This window comes from Pseudomonas sp. MF09150, assembly GCF_059862355.1.
This window is the reverse complement of the sequence record NZ_JCBCUS010000001.1, coordinates 2046538-2063454: the sequence shown is the minus strand read 5'-3', so window position 1 is coordinate 2063454 and position 16917 is coordinate 2046538. Positions and strand designations below refer to the sequence as shown.

At 63.2% G+C, this 16917-nt stretch carries 18 protein-coding genes; 10 read left to right on the top strand and 8 right to left on the bottom strand.

Annotation, left to right across the window (positions count from 1 at the left end; all coding sequences use genetic code 11):
• Positions 1–33: 33 nt before the first annotated feature.
• The 3 genes from AC19YX_RS09360 to AC19YX_RS09350 are packed head-to-tail and all read left to right on the top strand — an operon-like array spanning position 34 to position 1894.
• Positions 34–531 carry an MFS transporter gene (locus AC19YX_RS09360; RefSeq protein ID WP_078473219.1) on the top strand — a complete coding sequence of 166 codons (498 nt, stop codon included), beginning with the start codon at positions 34–36 and terminating at the stop codon, positions 529–531.
• Positions 532–563: 32 nt separating this feature from the next.
• A complete protein-coding gene (locus AC19YX_RS09355; protein WP_500606099.1) occupies positions 564–1340 on the top strand; it encodes a class II glutamine amidotransferase in 777 nt (258 codons plus the stop codon).
• Between the two features lie 11 nt (positions 1341–1351).
• Positions 1352–1894 (top strand): DUF2937 family protein, encoded by a 543-nt coding sequence (locus tag AC19YX_RS09350; RefSeq protein WP_078473221.1) that lies wholly within the window; start codon positions 1352–1354, stop codon positions 1892–1894.
• 36 nt (positions 1895–1930) lie between these two features.
• Here the strand turns inward: AC19YX_RS09350 and AC19YX_RS09345 are convergent, their stop codons facing one another.
• Entirely contained in the window at positions 1931–2845 is a 915-nt protein-coding gene (locus tag AC19YX_RS09345; protein ID WP_078473222.1) for a LysR family transcriptional regulator, read from the bottom strand.
• Entirely contained in the window at positions 2842–2988 is a 147-nt protein-coding gene (locus tag AC19YX_RS09340; protein WP_156882760.1) for a hypothetical protein, read from the bottom strand. The genes AC19YX_RS09345 and AC19YX_RS09340 overlap by 4 nt, the downstream gene beginning before the upstream one ends.
• Before the next feature lie 143 nt (positions 2989–3131).
• Between AC19YX_RS09340 and AC19YX_RS09335 the strand changes: the two genes are divergently transcribed.
• From AC19YX_RS09335 to AC19YX_RS09325, 3 genes are read left to right on the top strand one after another with little or no spacing between them, the layout of a single operon-like run.
• A complete protein-coding gene (locus tag AC19YX_RS09335; RefSeq protein ID WP_078473223.1) occupies positions 3132–3884 on the top strand; it encodes a 5-oxoprolinase subunit PxpA in 753 nt (250 codons plus the stop codon).
• Positions 3881–4585 carry a 5-oxoprolinase subunit B family protein gene (locus tag AC19YX_RS09330; RefSeq protein ID WP_421547792.1) on the top strand — a complete coding sequence of 235 codons (705 nt, stop codon included), beginning with the start codon at positions 3881–3883 and terminating at the stop codon, positions 4583–4585. Before AC19YX_RS09335 ends, AC19YX_RS09330 begins: the two co-directional genes overlap by 4 nt.
• A complete protein-coding gene (locus AC19YX_RS09325) occupies positions 4582–5505 on the top strand; it encodes a 5-oxoprolinase subunit C family protein (protein WP_078473225.1) in 924 nt (307 codons plus the stop codon). Before AC19YX_RS09330 ends, AC19YX_RS09325 begins: the two co-directional genes overlap by 4 nt.
• Positions 5506–5661: 156 nt before the next feature.
• Here AC19YX_RS09325 and AC19YX_RS09320 read toward each other — a convergent pair whose 3' ends face one another.
• The 3 genes from AC19YX_RS09320 to AC19YX_RS09310 all read right to left on the bottom strand — a co-directional run bounded on the left by AC19YX_RS09320 (position 5662) and on the right by AC19YX_RS09310 (position 8931).
• On the bottom strand, positions 5662–6840 hold the full coding sequence (locus tag AC19YX_RS09320) for a vWA domain-containing protein (protein WP_020300523.1): 1179 nt from the start codon (positions 6838–6840) through the stop codon (positions 5662–5664).
• Between the two features lie 12 nt (positions 6841–6852).
• Entirely contained in the window at positions 6853–7698 is an 846-nt protein-coding gene (locus AC19YX_RS09315; protein ID WP_078473226.1) for an AAA family ATPase, read from the bottom strand.
• Between the two features lie 156 nt (positions 7699–7854).
• The gene (locus AC19YX_RS09310; protein ID WP_201129922.1) at positions 7855–8931 is read right to left on the bottom strand and encodes a DUF748 domain-containing protein; all 1077 of its coding nucleotides are present in this window, start codon (positions 8929–8931) and stop codon (positions 7855–7857) included.
• 147 nt (positions 8932–9078) lie between these two features.
• On the opposite strand from AC19YX_RS09310, the gene AC19YX_RS09305 reads away from it, so the two are divergent.
• Positions 9079–9999, top strand: coding sequence for a LysR family transcriptional regulator (locus tag AC19YX_RS09305; protein WP_500606098.1), 921 nt, complete (start codon positions 9079–9081; stop codon positions 9997–9999).
• Here the strand turns inward: AC19YX_RS09305 and AC19YX_RS09300 are convergent, their stop codons facing one another.
• The 3 genes from AC19YX_RS09300 to AC19YX_RS09290 all read right to left on the bottom strand — a co-directional run bounded on the left by AC19YX_RS09300 (position 10000) and on the right by AC19YX_RS09290 (position 13208).
• On the bottom strand, positions 10000–10308 hold the full coding sequence (locus AC19YX_RS09300; protein ID WP_078473229.1) for a DUF485 domain-containing protein: 309 nt from the start codon (positions 10306–10308) through the stop codon (positions 10000–10002).
• Between the two features lie 27 nt (positions 10309–10335).
• Positions 10336–11985, bottom strand: coding sequence for a sodium:solute symporter family transporter (locus AC19YX_RS09295; protein ID WP_201129926.1), 1650 nt, complete (start codon positions 11983–11985; stop codon positions 10336–10338).
• A gap of 65 nt (positions 11986–12050) precedes the next feature.
• Positions 12051–13208 carry a M20 aminoacylase family protein gene (locus tag AC19YX_RS09290; protein WP_500606097.1) on the bottom strand — a complete coding sequence of 386 codons (1158 nt, stop codon included), beginning with the start codon at positions 13206–13208 and terminating at the stop codon, positions 12051–12053.
• A gap of 222 nt (positions 13209–13430) precedes the next feature.
• Between AC19YX_RS09290 and cysK the strand changes: the two genes are divergently transcribed.
• From cysK to AC19YX_RS09275, 3 genes are all read left to right on the top strand, one after another.
• The gene (gene cysK, locus AC19YX_RS09285; protein WP_020300530.1) at positions 13431–14405 is read left to right on the top strand and encodes a cysteine synthase A; all 975 of its coding nucleotides are present in this window, start codon (positions 13431–13433) and stop codon (positions 14403–14405) included.
• A 236-nt stretch (positions 14406–14641) separates the two neighbouring features.
• Positions 14642–15580 (top strand): aspartyl/asparaginyl beta-hydroxylase domain-containing protein, encoded by a 939-nt coding sequence (locus AC19YX_RS09280; protein ID WP_500606096.1) that lies wholly within the window; start codon positions 14642–14644, stop codon positions 15578–15580.
• A gap of 346 nt (positions 15581–15926) precedes the next feature.
• The gene (locus AC19YX_RS09275) at positions 15927–16790 is read left to right on the top strand and encodes a DMT family transporter (protein ID WP_078473232.1); all 864 of its coding nucleotides are present in this window, start codon (positions 15927–15929) and stop codon (positions 16788–16790) included.
• Positions 16791–16917 lie beyond the last annotated feature (127 nt).

Genomic DNA, 16917 nt, shown 5'->3' with positions numbered 1-16917 from the left:
CGTTATCATAAGCGCCTCTTTGCCTGCCTTGCCATGGACACCATGACCGAGAACGACTATCTGATCGCCTGGGGCCTTTACGCCTTTGCCGCCTTGGGCTGCCTGCTGGTGTGCATGCGCATGACCCGCTGGATGTGGCGCTGGCTGCGCGAACCGCTGCGGGTGGTGGTGGCGGTGCTGCTGTTCTGCCCGACCATCATTGACCCGGTCAAGGAAAAGTACGCTCCGGCCGTGGCCATCACCGCCCTGGACCTGGCGTTCAAGGTGGGCAACAACGCCTGGCGCGCGGTTTCCGACCTGCTCATGTACGGCATGATCGCCTTTGGCCTGTACCTGGTCTTTGTGCTGATCCGCTGGCCGATCGAACGTGCATCCGCTGCACGCAAGGAACGCAACGAAGCCGCGAAGGCCGCTGCCCAGGCCGCCGAGCGTGATGATGATCAACCCTTTGGCGGCGCCGGCGACGATCGTTATGGTCGCCCTCCGGTTTCCGGCAGTCCCCAGCGGTCGCGCGTCGAACCGCGTTTGTAAGCCTGTACCGGCATTGAAGCGAGAGTCCGAGCATGTGTGAGTTATTGGGCATGAGCGCCAATGTCCCGACCGATATCGTGTTCAGCTTTACCGGGCTGATGCAGCGCGGCGGCCGTACCGGTCCGCACCGTGATGGTTGGGGCATCGCCTTCTACGAGGGGCGTGGCCTGCGCCTGTTCCAGGACCCGGCGGCCAGCAGCGAGTCGGAAGTGGCCAACCTGGTGCAACGCTATCCGATCAAGAGCGAAGTGGTGATCGGCCATATTCGCCAGGCCAACGTCGGCAAGGTCTGCCTGTCCAACACCCATCCGTTTGTCCGCGAACTGTGGGGGCGCAACTGGTGTTTCGCCCATAACGGCCAGTTGGCCGAGTTTCAGCCGGCGCCGAGTTTCTACCGCCCGGTGGGCGATACCGACAGCGAAGCGGCGTTCTGCGACCTGCTCAACCGCGTGCGTGCGGCGTTCCCCGAGCCGGTAGAGGTCGAGGAACTGCTGCCGTCGCTGGTGGCGGCCTGCGCCGAGTACCGCAGCAAGGGCGTGTTCAACTGCCTGCTCAGCGACGGGGACTGGCTGTTCTGCTACTGCTCGACCAAGCTCGCGCAGATTACCCGGCGCGCGCCTTTCGGCCCGGCGCGCTTGAAGGATGTCGATGTGATCGTCGACTTCCAGGCCGAGACCACACCCAATGACGTGGTGACGGTGATCGCCACCGAACCCCTGACCGAAAACGAAACCTGGACCCGTTACGAACCGGGCCAATGGAGCCTGTGGCGGCGCGGCGAATGCGTCAGCCACGGCCAGACCGAATAAGGACATCCCCTATGTTGCTCAGTTATCTGCGGCTGGTGTTGTTTGCAGCGGGCCTGTTGATTGGCGTGCAAGTGCCGGGTTTTATCAGCGATTACGCCAAGCGCGTCGAAGCCCACCTGATCGAGGCGCAAACCGGCCTGCAAGGCTTCCAGGGCACCGCCCAGCAGTTCTTCAAGGGTGATCTGCAAGCCCTGGTGGCGCATTACCGCGCCAGTGACGACCCGGTGTTCCGCAGCGATGCCGACAGCCTGAGCGCGATGCTCAACCGCCAGTTGGCGCTGGACAAGCAGTTCCAGGCGATGCAGGGCCCGTGGTACATCCGCGTGCTGCAGGTGGCGCTGGCGGCCGATCCGGATATCCGCAAGGAAACCTGGAACGGCTACAGCTATCAGATCCTGCTGACCCCGGAGGCGATGATCTGGGGCATGAGCGGCGCCTTGCTGCTGTCGTTCGGCATCGAGTGCCTGTTCCGCCTGATCGACTGGGTGGTGCTTGGCGGCAAGCGCCTGCGCCAGAGCCGGCCGATCGAAGAGCGCGACTTGCGCGGTCTGTAAACCTGCGGAGCCGGGCGTCGCATCAGCGGCGCCGGCTCACTCGGCCAGGACCATATGGTCCGGGCCCACCTGCCGGGCGTAGCGCTGCACCACCTGCTGGCACAGTTCGACCACGCTTTCGGCCAGCTCCACCCCGATTCGCCACGACACCACTACCTGCAAGTTCGGCGGCCGCTGCTCGATCGGCAGCAGGGTCAGCTCGCCGCGCGCCAGCTCTTCGCTGACCAGCACCGGCGGCAACGCGCCGATACCGAAGCCATCACGCAGCAGGCGGGTGATCGCCGACACCGAGTTCACGCAGTTGAGCCGTGGCGTCAGCACACCATTGGCCTGCATCAGGCTCAGCACATCCTGGTGCGGCAGGGAGTTTTTCGAGTAGGTGATGATCCGTTCCCGGGCCAGTTCGGCGACGCTGGCGTACTCGCGGTTGTAGATCGAATGGCTGGCGACTATCCAGCCCACCGGGTGGCTGGCCAGCTCCAGGCTGCGGATGCTTTCCTGGCGCAACAGGTCGGTTTGCAGGGCCAGGTCGAGAAAGCCTTTTTGCAGTTGATCGCAGAGGTTCAGCGAGGTATCGGCCACCAGCTCGATTTCTACCAGCGGATAACCGTCCATGATTTCCGCCACCAGGGGGCTGAGCCAGGTGTGGATCACGGTGTCCATGACCCCGATGCGGATCCGCCCGACCTTGCTCGACGGGGCCTCGATCGACTGCTTGAGCGACTGCATGGTGTCGAGCATCTGTTCGGCGTAGTCCAGCACCTTCAAGCCGTCGGGCGTCAGGCTCACCCCGCGCGAGTCGCGCAGGAACAGCTTGACCCCCAGTTCGCCCTCGAGCACGGCGATACGGCTGGAGATCGAAGCCTGGGTGGTGAACAGTTTGTCAGCGGTCAGGCGAAAGCTTTTCAGCCGTGCAACCCAGACAAAGGTTTCGAGAAACTTGAGGTTCATGCGATCAACTTTTTCTTATGCCATGAGGCGGTTTTTATTAGTTGGACGGGTAGGGCGCCTGCGTCGAAGAATGCGTCCAGCCCACGATAGGCGTCGTTGTGGCGCACAACAATACCAATAAAATCGACAGGGAGATTTGCCATGAGTGCTTCCGACACGCCCGTCGCCAGCCAATGCCGGCACCGCGCCATCGCGCCCCCGCAAGCCACGCCAGGCTGCTAACTGATAATCTGCGGAGCGCCGTACCCCGCAGTCAAAAGAATAAAACCCCACAGGAGCACCGACCGTGAGCCGCCTGTTATTGAATTGCGACATCGGCGAAAGCTTTGGCAACTGGACCCTGGGTCTGGACGCCGAGGTCATGCCGTTTATCGATTGCGCCAACATTGCCTGCGGTTTCCATGCCGGGGACCCGAGCATCATGCGCAAGACCGTGAGCCTGGCCCTGGCCCATGGCGTGCAGATCGGCGCCCACCCGGCGTACCAGGACCTGGCCGGTTTCGGCCGGCGCTCCATGGCCTACAGCCCGCAGGAAATCCGCGATCTGCTGCACTACCAGATCGGTGCCTTGGATGGCATCTGCCGGGCCCAGGGCAGCCGCGTGAGTTACGTCAAACCCCATGGCGCGATGTACAACGACATGATGGCCAACCCGGCCCAGCTGCGGGCCGTGATCGAGGCGGTAGCGGCCTACAACCCGGAGCTGCCGTTGATGCTCATGGCCACCCGCGACAACAGCGCGGCCCAGGCCCTGGGCGATGAATATGGCGTAACCCTGTGGTTCGAAGCCTTCGCCGACCGCGCCTACGACCACGCCGGGCATCTGGTGTCGCGGCAGTTGCCGGGGGCGGTGCACCATGAAGCGCAAACCATCATCCAGCAGGCATTGACCATCGCCCGGGGCGACGAGTTGCAGGCCAGCGATGGCAGTGCCTTGCTGTTGCGCGCCAATACCCTGTGCGTGCACGGCGACAACGCCAGTTCGGTGGCGGCAGTGCAGCGCATCCGCGAGGCCTTGAACCAGCAGAGCCCAGCATGAAGGCGCGGGTCGAAGTGGTGGCCATCGACTGCTTGATGGTGAGGTTGTTCGACGTGATCGCCGAACCCAACATGCCGTGGATGCTGGCTGCCAGCCAGCGTCTGCGGGCCAGTTTTGCCGGACACCTGATCGATCTGGTGCCGTCCTACACCACCTTGATGGTGCATTACGACCTGCGCGCCTTGAGCCCATCCCAGGCCCGGGAGCTGATCGACACCGCGTTGACCGATCTGCAACCGGATGCCCAGGCGGGCGGGCAGTGCCATGTGCTGCCGGTGTGGTACGACCTGAGCGTCGGGCCGGAGCTGAGCCTGTTGGCCCGGCGCAGCGGCTTGTCGGTGGCCGAGGTGATTGCTCGGCACAGCGGGCGTGAGTACCAGGTGTTTGCCCTGGGTTTTGCCCCCGGATTTGCCTTTATGGGGCTGGTCGACGAAGTGCTGGCGGCGCCGCGCTTGAATACGCCACGCAAGCGCGTGGCCATGGGCAGCGTGGGCATTGCCGAACGCCAGACCGCGGCGTACCCGGTGGTATCCCCCGGTGGCTGGAACCTGATCGGCCGTACCCCAAGCAAACTGTTCGACCGCGAGCGCGACGGCTACAGCCTGATGCAACCCGGCGACCGCGTGCGTTTCGAAGCCGTCGAGCACGCCGAGTTCATTCGCCTCGGCGGGGATGATCGGCCCCTGGAGGTGTCGCCATGAGCCGCCTGACGATCGAAGCCAGCACCCCGTTGTGCCTGTTGCAGGACGCCGGGCGTTTTGGCGTGCGCCACCTGGGGGTGACCCAGGGCGGGGCGCTGGATTGGGTCTCGATGTCCTGGGCCAACTGGCTCCTGGGCAATGCCCTGGATGCACCGGTGATCGAGGTGACCCTGGGCGGCTTCAGCCTGCTGGCCGAGGACTACTGCGTTCTGGCGTTGGCCGGTGCGGATCTGACGGCCTGCATCGATGAGCGGCCGATCAGCCCGGGCCGCAGTTTTATTCTGCAAAAGGGCCAACGCCTGCACCTGACCCAGCCGGTACTGGGAGCCCGGGCCTATCTGGCGGCGCCCGGGGGCTTTGATGCACCGCAGGTGCTGGGCAGTTGCGCCAGTGTGGTCCGTGAGGAGCTGGGCGGGCTGGACGGATTTGGCCGGCCATTGGCGGCAGGCGCGAGCCTGGGCTATTCGGGGAGCGCGACCCGGTTGCGGGAGCTGACTGCCGAGCAGCTGCCGGACCTGCAATCCGCAGCGCCGCTGCAGGTGATCCTGGGGGCGCAGATCGGCGAGTTCAGCGGGCAGAGCCTGTTCGATGCCTTCAATCATCCCTGGACCCTCGACAGCCGGGCCGACCGCATGGGCATGCGCCTGCTGGGGACGCCGTTGCAGTACCAGGGGCGGCCGATGATCTCCGAGGGCATTCCCCTGGGCGCGATCCAAGTGCCGCCGGACGGTCAGCCGATCGTGTTGCTCAATGACCGGCAGACCATCGGCGGCTACCCGCGCCTGGGGGCGTTGACACCGCTGGCCCTGGCGCGCCTGGCGCAATGCCTGCCCGGCCACGAAGTGCGCCTGGCCCCGGTGGTGCAGGAGACGGCGTATCGGCAGCAAGTGGCGTATTTGCGGAAACTTGAAGGGCAGTAACGTGCGGTTAAGCGCGATGCAGTTCTGCCTGACACTTCACGGTGTGTAGAAGGGCCAGCGTTCGGACGCTGGCCCTCCAGAACGCAGACACCTACCTGACACCCCTCAGCGTCCTTCCTGGGCAGCGTCCGAAACGCAGCTACAGGCTCCTCGACTCTACTTGGAAAGAAACCGCATGCCTTCTTCCAGGCCGCGCAGGGTCAGGGGGAACATCCGGTCTTCGATCAGGTCGCGCACGATGTTGGTCGAGGCGGTGTAACCCCAGGTGTCCTTGGGGTAAGGGTTGATCCAGATGAGTTTCTTGTACTTCTCCATGAAGCGCTGCATCCACACATAGCCGGCTTCTTCGTTCCAATGCTCGACACTGCCGCCGGCCTGGGTGATTTCGTAGGGGGCCATGGCGGCGTCGCCGATAAAGATCACTTTGTAGTCGGCGCCGTATTTGTGCAGCAGGTCCATGGTCGAGGTGCGTTCCGAGCCGCGACGCAGGTTGTTCTTCCACACCGATTCATAAATGAAGTTGTGGAAATAGAAGTACTCCAGGTGCTTGAACTCGGTCTTGCAGGCCGAGAACAGCTCCTCGCAGATCTTCACGTGGGCGTCCATCGAGCCGCCGATGTCGAACAGCAGCAACAGCTTGATGGTGTTGCGCCGTTCCGGGCGCATCTGAATATTCAGCAGCCCGGCATCGCGGGCGGTGTGGTCGATGGTGCCATCGATGTCCAACTCGTCTGCCGCACCCTGGCGGGCAAACTTGCGCAGGCGGCGCAGGGCCACCTTGATGTTGCGCGTGCCCAGTTCCACCGAGTCATCGAGGTTCTTGTAGTCGCGCTGGTCCCAGACTTTCACCGCCTTGCCCTGGCGCTTGCCGGCATCGCCGACGCGGATGCCTTCCGGGTTGAACCCGCCGGAGCCAAAGGGGCTGGTGCCGCCAGTGCCGATCCACTTGTTGCCGCCGGCGTGGCGTTCCTTCTGTTCTTCCAGGCGCTTCTTGAATTCTTCGATCAGCTTGTCGAGGCCACCCAGGGACTGGATCTGCGCCCGTTCTTCATCGCTCAGGGAGCGTTCGAACTCCTTGCGCAGCCAGTCTTCGGGGATCAGCGCCTGCAAGTGGTCGTCGAGCTTTTCCAGGCCATTGAAGTAGGCACCGAAGGCTCGGTCGAACTTGTCGTAGTGGCGCTCGTCCTTCACCAGGATCGCCCGGGCGAGGTAATAAAACTCGTCCATGTCGGCGAAGGTCACGCGCTGCTTGAGCGCGTTGATCAGGTCGAGCAGCTCGCGCACCGACACCGGGACCTTGGCGGCGCGCATTTCATTGAACAGGTTGAGCAACATGACAGCAGCCTCTTAGCGGGTGCCGCGACGGCTCATGAACGCCAGGCGCTCCAGCAACTGCACGTCCTGCTCGTTTTTCACCAGGGCGCCGGCCAGGGGCGGAATGGCTTTGGTCGGATCGCGCTCGCGCAGCACCGCTTCGCCGATGTTGTCGGCCATCAGCAGTTTCAGCCAGTCCACCAACTCCGAGGTCGAAGGTTTTTTCTTCAGGCCGGGGACTTTGCGCACGTCGAAAAACACGTCCAGGGCTTCACTGACCAGGTCTTTCTTGATGTCCGGGTAGTGCACGTCGACGATTTTTTGCAGGGTGGTGCGGTCGGGGAAGGCGATGTAGTGGAAGAAGCAGCGGCGCAGGAAGGCGTCCGGCAATTCCTTTTCGTTGTTGGAGGTAATGATGATGATCGGCCGCTGCTTGGCCTTGATAGTCTCGTCGATCTCGTAAACGTAGAACTCCATCTTGTCGAGTTCCTGCAACAGGTCGTTGGGGAACTCGATGTCGGCCTTGTCGATCTCGTCGATCAGCAGGATCACCCGCTCTTCGGATTCGAAGGCCTCCCACAGCTTGCCCTTCTTCAGGTAGTTGCGGATGTCATGGACCTTGTCCACCCCCAGTTGCGAGTCGCGCAGGCGGCTGACCGCGTCGTACTCATACAGGCCCTGGTGCGCCTTGGTGGTGGATTTGATGTGCCAGGTGATCAGGCGTGCGCCGAAGGACTCGGCCAGTTGTTCGGCGAGCATGGTCTTGCCGGTGCCCGGTTCGCCCTTGACCAGCAGCGGCCGCTCCAGGGTGATGGCGGCGTTGACCGCCAGCTTCAGGTCATCGGTGGCGACGTATGCACGGGTGCCTTCGAACTTCATCTGCAATTCCTCGAACGGTAACGCCGGGCTGCCACAGGCAGGCCGGAACAATAAACGGGATGGCCGACTATAGCGCGGCGCCCCGTCGACTGTGAACGCAGACGCCCCATTCAGTCTCTGAATGGGGCGTCACTTGCTGACTCGGTCAGCGCAGACTCAGTCAGCCGACGGCTTGGGTTGCTCGTAGCGGGCGTTGAATGCCTGGACAAAACCATTGCGCAGGATCTGCAAAAACGCCTGGAACGCGCTGATGTCCTGCTGGTGCACGTTGCCGCTGAGCTCGACCCGGGTGGCGAACTGGTTTTTGCTCTGGTTCTTGAGCACGGTCTCGCTGGCGCCCACCAGGGCCTCCCAGACCGAGCGGAAAATGCTTTTGTTCTTGTTCTCCACATCCTGTTGCCAATTGAACACTTCGACGTCGCGCAGCAGCGGCTTGATATAACCCTTGAGCTGGCCTTTGGTGGCTTCGGCCTCGATCACCACATCGCCGTGACCGGCATTGAAGTCGAACTTGCCGTAGGCCGAGGCGAAGTCGTTGAGGCGCTTGAGTTCGATGTCCTTGGCCCGCAGGCGGAACTCGAAATCTTCGAAGTTGCTCAGGGGGTCGAAGGTGGCGCTGCTTTCCAGGGGCGCGTGGCCCAGCAGCAGGGCTTTGCCTTCGAAGCGGGCATCGCGCCGGCCTTTGACGTCGACCACGTTGGTCAGGTTGTACAGGCTGGCATTGACCTGGGTCGCGTTCATGTTGACCGGTGGCTTGGAGTTGAAATTGCGAAAGCTGATCTTGCCGTCGTCGATCCGCACTTCGTCGAGGGTGATCGGCAGCAGCTTGCTCAATTGCGCGCGCCAGTCGGTGCCCTGACCGGTCTGCGACGCCTGTTTGTTGGGGCCGCCGTCGACGAAGTTCAGCTCGGGATTGACGAACTGCACCTTGGCCACCACGGCATGGTCGTACCACAGCGAATGCCAGCTCACCGCCAGGTCGATCAACGGTGCATCGACGAACGGCACCGGCACCTTGCCGTCGACCTTGACGATCTTCAGCCCGTTGATTCGATACGCGCCGCGCCACAGCGCCAGGTCGACATCGGTGATCTGGCCCCGGTAGTCGCCCATGTCCGCCAGCTTGTCGTTCAAGTAGTCGCGTACCAGGTAGGGCAGGGCGATGTGCACGGCCACCAGCAGCACCACAACTGCGGCCAGGGTCCATAGCGGCCAACTGTAACGACGTTTCATGAGCGTGAGTCTCCATCTGTCATTAAAGGGATTGACTGCCACGGCTCGCAGTCGTTCGAAGCAACTGTCGAGGCATGGACGCCGAGCGGCTTTTGTACGATGGTCGGCAGCGCTGTCGGGCCTTGTCTTTCGCCAAAGAAGGTAATTATGGATACCAGGAAGCTGCGTCATGTTCTGGGGCTGGTGGAGCACCTGACCTTCAGTCGAGCCAGTATCGAGGTCAACCTCAGCCAGCCGGCGCTGTCGCGCAGCATTGCCTCGATCGAGGCCGAGCTTGGGGTGCAGTTGTTCGATCGCGGCCCGGCGGGGGTCGAGCTGACGCCCTACGGCCGGGTGTTCACCGAGCGTGCACGCAAGGTGCTGGCCGAACTCAACGAACTGCGGCGCGACATCGAGTGGGTGCGGCGCGGCGAGTATGGCGAGATCGCCCTGGGCTTCGGGCCCACGGCAGCGGCGCTGCTGAAGGCGCCGTTACTCGAGCATTTTGCGCGCAACGCCCCCCGGCTGCGGCTGACCGTCAAGGGCGGGACCTACGAGGAACTGTTGCGGCTGTTGCTGGAGGAGCGGATCGATATCTTCTTTGGCGATGTGGCGCTGCTTTCTTATCGCCATGACCTGCAGGTCGACCCCTTGCCGTGCTGGCTCAGCGGGTTTTTCTGCCGTGCCGGGCACCCCTTGTTGCAGGGCGAGCCGGTGTCGCGGGCACAACTGCTGGCGTATCCCCTGGGCAGCATCCAGTTATCGGCCTGGGCCATGGCGGATCTGGAAGCGTATTTCGAGTGTTCGATCGAGACCGCCCTGCACTTTCAAACCGATCTGCTGAGTGATCTGGAGGCCTTGGCCCTGGCCGGAAACAGCGTGGTGTTCGGCAGTCGGCCGGCGTTCTGGCAGGCGCTGGGCAGCGGCCGCTTGTGCGAAATACCGCTGGACCCGCCCTTGCAACGCAGCGCGCGCTTCGGCTCGGTGAGCCTGGCGGGGCGCACCCTGGCGCCATCGGTGGAAAGCGCCAAGGCCGAGGCGCAGAAGATCTTTGCCGGCTATGCGGGGCAGTTGGCGCTGCCGGTTTGATCAGTCTTCGGCAGCGGCCGAGCGCTGCAACTCTTGGAGCAATGGGTCGATGTAGCGGTTGGCGTGCCAGGTGTAAAAGCCGGTGACCGCGACGCAGAACCCGTACAGGCCGACCCCGACCAGGATTCCGCTGGTCACGCGTGACTCGCTCGACAGCGGCAGGGTCAGCCAGTGCGGGACAAAAGCCACCAGCAGGATAAAGCCGAAGTAGGCGCCCAGGGTCAGCAGGCTCAGGCCCAGGCTGAACCGTGTGCGCAGTTTCTTCAGGCGACGCAGCAGGTGATCGGAGTGGCGGGCGGTGCTGGGCATGGCGGTTTCCTCGTTGTCAGTCAGGGCTCAGTGGGCCACGGCGGCATGGGCGTTGATGCCGGTCAGGGAGCGGTAGTGCTGGGCGTCGAAACGCGCACGCTCGGCCGCGCCCGAGGGGCTGTGATCGGTGACCGAGGCCACCCAGGCGGCGAGGAAGGCCAGGCTCATGGAGAACAGGGCGGGGTTGGAGTAGGGGAAGACCGGCGCCGCATGCCCCAGCACCCCGACCCAGATCGCTGGCCCGAGTATCAGCAGCCCCACGGAGCTGGCGAGCCCGCAGAGGCAGGCGGCGACCACCCCGCGCGTGGTCAGTCCGCGCCAGAAGATCGACAGGATCAGCATCGGGAAGTTGGTGCTGGCGGCAATCGCGAACACCAGCCCGGCGAGGAAGCTGATGTTCAGGTGCTGCACCCATTGCGACAGCAGCAGGGCGACGACAATCAGGGTGACGCTGGCGATCCGGGAGATCTTCAGCTCGCGCTCGGGGTTGCTGGTGGGCTGGCGGAACAGGTGGGTGTAGATATCGTGGCCGACCGCCGAGGCGCCGGAGATGGTCAGCCCGGCCACCACCGCGAGGATGGTGGCAAAGGCCACGGCCGACATCAGGCCGAGGAACAACTGGCCGCCAAAGAAGCTGCCCAGGTGCATGGCCGCCATGTTGTTGCCGCCGATCAGGTCCTGGCTGCCGGCTTCGAGAAACGCCGGGTTGCCGAGGACGAAGATCGCCGCCCCGGCGCCGATCACCAGCAGCAGGGTATAGAAGTAGGCAATGATGCAGGTGGCGTAGAACGCCGATTGGCGGGCGGCGGCGCCATCCTTGACGGTGAAGAAGCGGATCAGGATATGGGGCAGCCCGACCATGCCGAAAATCAGCGACACGCCGAGGGAAATGGCGTCCACCGGGTCGGCGATCAGCTTGCTCGGGGCCAGCACCGACAGGCCCTGGGGATGGGCCTGGATCACCCGGTCGAGTAACTGGTTGGCGCTGAAACCCACGCTGCGCAAGACCATGAAACACAGGAAGCTGCCGATCGCCAGGATCAGCAGCGCCTTGATGATCTGCACCCAGGTGGTGGCCAGCATGCCGCCGATCAGCACATACAGCAGCACCAGGACCCCGACCATGGCCACCGACGCCAGGTACGGCGTGCCGAACAGCAGCTGGATCAACTTGCCGGCGCCGACCATCTGCACCACCAGGTAGAACAGCACGATGACCAGGGAGTTGGCAGCGGTCAGCAGATGCACCGGGCGCTTTTGCAGGCGGAACGAGACCACGTCCGACAGCGTGTAATGCCCCAGGTTGCGCAAGGGCTCGGCCACCAGAAACAGCAGGATCGGCCAGCCGACCAGGGTCCCGACCCCGTAGATCAGGCTGTCGTAGCCATACATCGCCTGCATCGCCACCGCGCCAAGAAAGGTCGAGGCCGACATGTAGTCGCCGGCCAGGGCCAGGCCGTTCTGCCAGGGCTTGATGCCGCCGCCGGCGTTGTAGAAGTCTCCGGTGCCGCGGCTGCGGCGACCGGCCCAGCGGGTGACGCCCAGGGTCAGGCTCACCAGCAGCAGGAAGGGCACCAGGGTGTGCCAGTTGGCGGCATAACTGGTGCCGGAAGCCGCATGGGCGGTGGGCGCCAGTAACAGCAGGGGCAGGCAGGCGAACAGGGTTCTGGGCTTCATGGCGGCTTCCGGGCTGGCGTGTTGTTGTTGTTGTTGTTGTTGTTGTTGTTGTTGTTGTTGTTGTGTCAGGCAGCCAGGCGCAGGCGTACCAGTTGCTCGAACATGGCAACGCCAATGCCGGCCACGTCGTCGTTGAAGTCATAGTGCGGGTGATGGCACATGGGGCCGTCCTGCCCCAGCAGGAAATGGCAGCCGGGACGGGCCTGGAGAAACACCGACACATCGTCCCCGGCCATGATCGGCGCCACGTTTTCAATCAGGTTTTCCGGCCCCACCACCTGCTGCGCCGCCTGCACCACATAGCGGGTCGGCTGCGGGCTATTGACCACCGGCGGGGTGCTGTTGGCCAGGCTCATGTCGATCTGGCAGCCATGGGCCAGGGCCAGCCCCTGGCAGACCTGCTCCATGCGTTCGACCACCTGTTGCCGAACGGCGGTGGACAAGGTGCGAACGGTGCCGTCGAGCACGGCGAATTCGGGGATCACATTGTTGGTTTCCCCGGCCTGGAAGCGGCAGACACTGATCACTGCGTTTTCCAGCGGGTCGATGGTGCGGCTGACGATCCCTTGCAGGGCGCCGACCAGGGCCGCGCCGATCACGATCGGGTCGACACTCAAATGCGGCATGCCGCCATGGCTGCCAACCCCGGTGATACGGATCGAAAAGAAGTCGACCGACGCCAGCTGGGCACCGACCCGCACGCCAATGGTGCCGGCCGCCAGGGTCGGGTGGTTGTGCAGGGAATACACCTCATCGAAGGGAAAACGCTGCAACAAACCGTCTTCGAGCATGGCCAGGCTGCCCTGGATGATCTCTTCGGCGGGCTGGAATATCAGCACCACCTGGCCGCGAAACTGGCGCTGCCGGGCCAGCAGGCAGGCGGTGCCCAGCAGGATGCTGGTGTGCCCGTCGTGGCCGCAGCCATGGAACACTCCGTGATGCTGCGAGCGATAGGCGGGCTGGCCCTCCTCGATGATGGGCAGGGCGTCCATGTCGGCGCGAAAGGCGATGCTCGGGCCGGGGCCGAGGGCGCCGTGAATCACCCCCACGACTCCGGTCTGGCCGATGCCGGTATGGGTTTCGATGCCCCAGGAGCGCAGCAGGGTGGCGACGAAGTGGGCGGTCTGGTGTTCGTTGAAGGCGATTTCCGGCTGGCTGTGGATCTGCTGGCGCCAGGCGCGCATGTCGTCGGCCAGGGACTGGATTTCTGGGGCAATAGCCATCTGCATGATTCCTTTGACGGGGCGGGTAGGGGAGCTGGCCAACTCTTGGGCGGCATCATGGCCCAGACCCGATTGGCCCGACCAATGCGAACTTCAGTCCCGGCTATGCGTCTCTTGCATAGCCCCGGCCCGGGTTTTGCGCGGCCTGTGGCTACGACTGGACGCTCATGGGCCCGAGGCATACCCTTGAGCACTTCTTCAATGCTGCATAAGGACCCAGCCATGAGCCGCATTTTTGCTGACAACGCCCATTCCATCGGTAATACGCCCTTGGTGCAGATCAACCGCATCGCGCCCCGTGGCGTGACCATTCTGGCCAAGATCGAAGGGCGCAACCCGGGCTACTCGGTGAAGTGCCGGATCGGCGCAAACATGATCTGGGACGCCGAAAGCTCGGGCAAACTCAAGCCGGGCATGACCATTGTCGAGCCGACGTCGGGCAACACCGGTATCGGCCTGGCGTTTGTCGCGGCGGCGCGGGGCTACAAGTTGATGCTGACCATGCCGGCCTCCATGAGCGTCGAGCGGCGCAAGGTGCTCAAGGCCCTGGGCGCCGAACTGGTGCTGACCGAGCCGGCCAAGGGCATGAAAGGCGCAATCGACAAGGCGGCGGAAATTCTTGCCAGTGACCCGGCCAAGTACTTCATGCCCCAGCAGTTCGATAACCCGGCCAACCCGGCAATCCACGAAAAAACCACCGGCCCGGAAATCTGGAACGACACCGACGGCGCAGTGGATGTGCTGGTGGCCGGCGTGGGCACGGGCGGCACCATCAGCGGGGTGTCCCGTTACATCAAGAAGACCCAGGGCAAGCCGATCATCTCGGTGGCGGTGGAGCCGGCGGGTTCGCCGGTGATTACCCAGAAGCTCGCCGGTGAAGAAATCAAACCCAGCCCCCACAAAATCCAGGGCATCGGTGCCGGTTTCGTGCCGGGCAACCTGGATTTGTCGATGGTCGACCGGGTCGAGTTGGTGACCGACGAAGAGTCCAAGGCCATGGCCCTGCGCCTGATGCAGGAAGAGGGGATCTTGTGCGGCATTTCCTGCGGTGCGGCGATGGCGGTGGCGGTACGCATGGCTGAAACCCCGGAAATGCAGGGCAAGACCATCGTCGTGATCCTGCCGGACTCGGGCGAGCGCTACCTGTCGAGCATGCTGTTCAGCGACCTGTTCACCGACCAGGAAAACCAGCAGTAACTCCGGCCTTCTCGGGTGCGGCACCTGACGCGAACCGGCCAGCCGCCTTGCCAATGTGCTGATCCACATCAGCCGGGGTTTGGCGGCCTTATGCTAATTAACGCTTTGTTGCGCGACCGTTAACGCTGATTGTTCGGTTGCGCGGGTTTTTCCAAGGCCCAGGAGTGTTTATCATGGCCGGCTGCCAGGTCGGGTGAACGCAACCCCGCAAGTGCCTATTTTCAAGGAGTTGTTGCATGAGCTTTTCCTTCGCTGCCAAGTTCGGGGTGCTGCTGGTGTTTATCGGCAGCACCCTTTACGTGCATTTGCGCGGCAAGGCGCGTCTGCCGGTATTGCGCCAGTTCGTCAACCATTCGGCGCTGTTCGCCCCTTACAACGCCTTGATGTATCTGTTTTCCGGTGTGCCTTCCAAACCATACCTGGACCGCAGCAAGTTCCCGGAACTGGACGTGCTCAAGGACAACTGGCAGGTGATCCGCGACGAGGCCATGCACCTGTTCGACGAGGGTTATATTCGCGCCGCCGAAAAGAACAACGACGCCGGCTTCGGTTCGTTCTTCAAGAAGGGTTGGAAGCGTTTCTACCTCAAGTGGTACGACAAACCCCTGCCCTCGGCCGAAGCGCTGTGCCCGAAGACCGTGGAGCTGGTCAGCCGCATTCCCAACGTCAAGGGCGCGATGTTCGCGCTGTTGCCAGGCGGCAGCCACCTCAATCCGCACCGTGACCCGTTTGCCGGCTCCCTGCGTTATCACCTGGGCCTGTCCACGCCGAACTCCGACGCCTGCCGGATTTTCGTCGACGGCCAGGAATATGCCTGGCGCGATGGCGAAGACGTGATGTTCGATGAAACCTACGTGCACTGGGTGAAGAACGAGACCGAGCAGACGCGGGTGATCCTGTTCTGCGACATCGAGCGTCCGCTGAGCAACCGCCTGATGACCCGCGTCAACCGTTGGGTCAGTGGCCTGCTGGGGCGCGCCACCGCGCCGCAGAACCTCGACGACGAACGCGTCGGCGGGATCAACCAGGCCTATGCCTGGAGCAAGAACTTCAGCGACGGCTTCAGTGGCGTGGTCAAGCAATGGAAACGCCGCAATCCCAAGCTGTATCGGGTCATGCGTCCGGTGCTGGCGGTGGTGGTGCTGGCAGCCCTGGGTTACTGGTTGTTTGGATAAAGCGTTGCAAAGGCTATCGAGCGCTGGTTATAGTCGGCGCTCGGTGCATCAGAAGATTCACCTTCCCTCTTAAGAAAGATCTGCACATGCCCCTTTCCCCGATCAATGCGGTAGTCGATTCAGCGGTCAACGCTGGCGTCGTGCCGTGCGGGAATCAGCAGCCTGCGCAGATCAGTCACTACCCCCCACCTGTCAGTAGCACGCCGGTGTACGCCGTCGTATCACCGCCGGGCGTTGTTGTCCGGGGCTGATCAGCAGTCACTGCTGTGCCCTGTACCCGCCAGAAAAAACTACTGAATTTCAGCCTCGGCTGAGTTGGCTTTTTGCCTGATTACAGGTGGTCTCCATGTTTGTCATTTCGAAAAAGTCCGCGCTTGCGGCGGCCTCCACGAGCCTGTTCGTCCTGCTCTGGAGCAGTGGCGCGATCTTCTCCAAATGGGGGCTGGCCCATGCCTCGCCCTTTGCCTTCCTGCTGCTGCGTTTCGCCATCGCCCTGTGCGGGCTGGTGCTGTTGATTCCACTGCTCAAACTCAGGCTGCCCCGTGGGCGGCAGTCGATGCTGTACGCGGCGGCCACCGGGCTGGTGCTGTTGGGGGCCTATCAGATCTTTTACCTGCTGGCGCTGGACTTGAAGGTCACCCCCGGGGTCATGGCGACCATCATGGGGGTGCAACCGATCCTCACCGTGGTGCTGATGGAGCGTCAGCGCTCCTGGAGCCGGATGTTCGGCCTGGCGCTGGGCCTGGCCGGCCTGATCATGGTGGTGTACCAGGGCATCGGCCTGGCGGGGATGTCCCTGGCCGGGATGCTGTTCGGCCTGCTGGCGCTGGCGAGCATGACCCTGGGTTCGATCATGCAGAAGCGCATCACCGACAACCCCCTCGGCACCCTGCCAGTGCAGTACCTGGCCGGCTTGCTGTTGTGCGGGGTGTTCGTGCCGTTTCAACCTTTCCACTTCGAGCAGTCGACGGGCTTTTTCGTGCCGGTGCTGTGGATGGGCCTGGTGGTTTCGGTGCTGGCGACCCTGTTGCTGTATCGCCTGATCGCCCGCGGCAACCTGGTCAATGTCACCAGTCTGTTTTACCTGGTGCCGGCGGTAACGGCGGTCATGGATTACCTGATCTTCGGCAATCGCCTGGCCAGCCTGAGCATCCTCGGCATGCTGCTGATCATTGTCGGGCTGGTGTTCGTCTTCCGTAAAAACACCTGATACCCATTCGATGACGCTCCTTGCCTGCAACGGGCAAGGTTGCGTCGCGGGTTCGCCCGGTGTCGGAAAGCATTATCGATTTCATCGTTCCGATGAAATTAAATAAGACAATCCTTAAAGTTAAAGA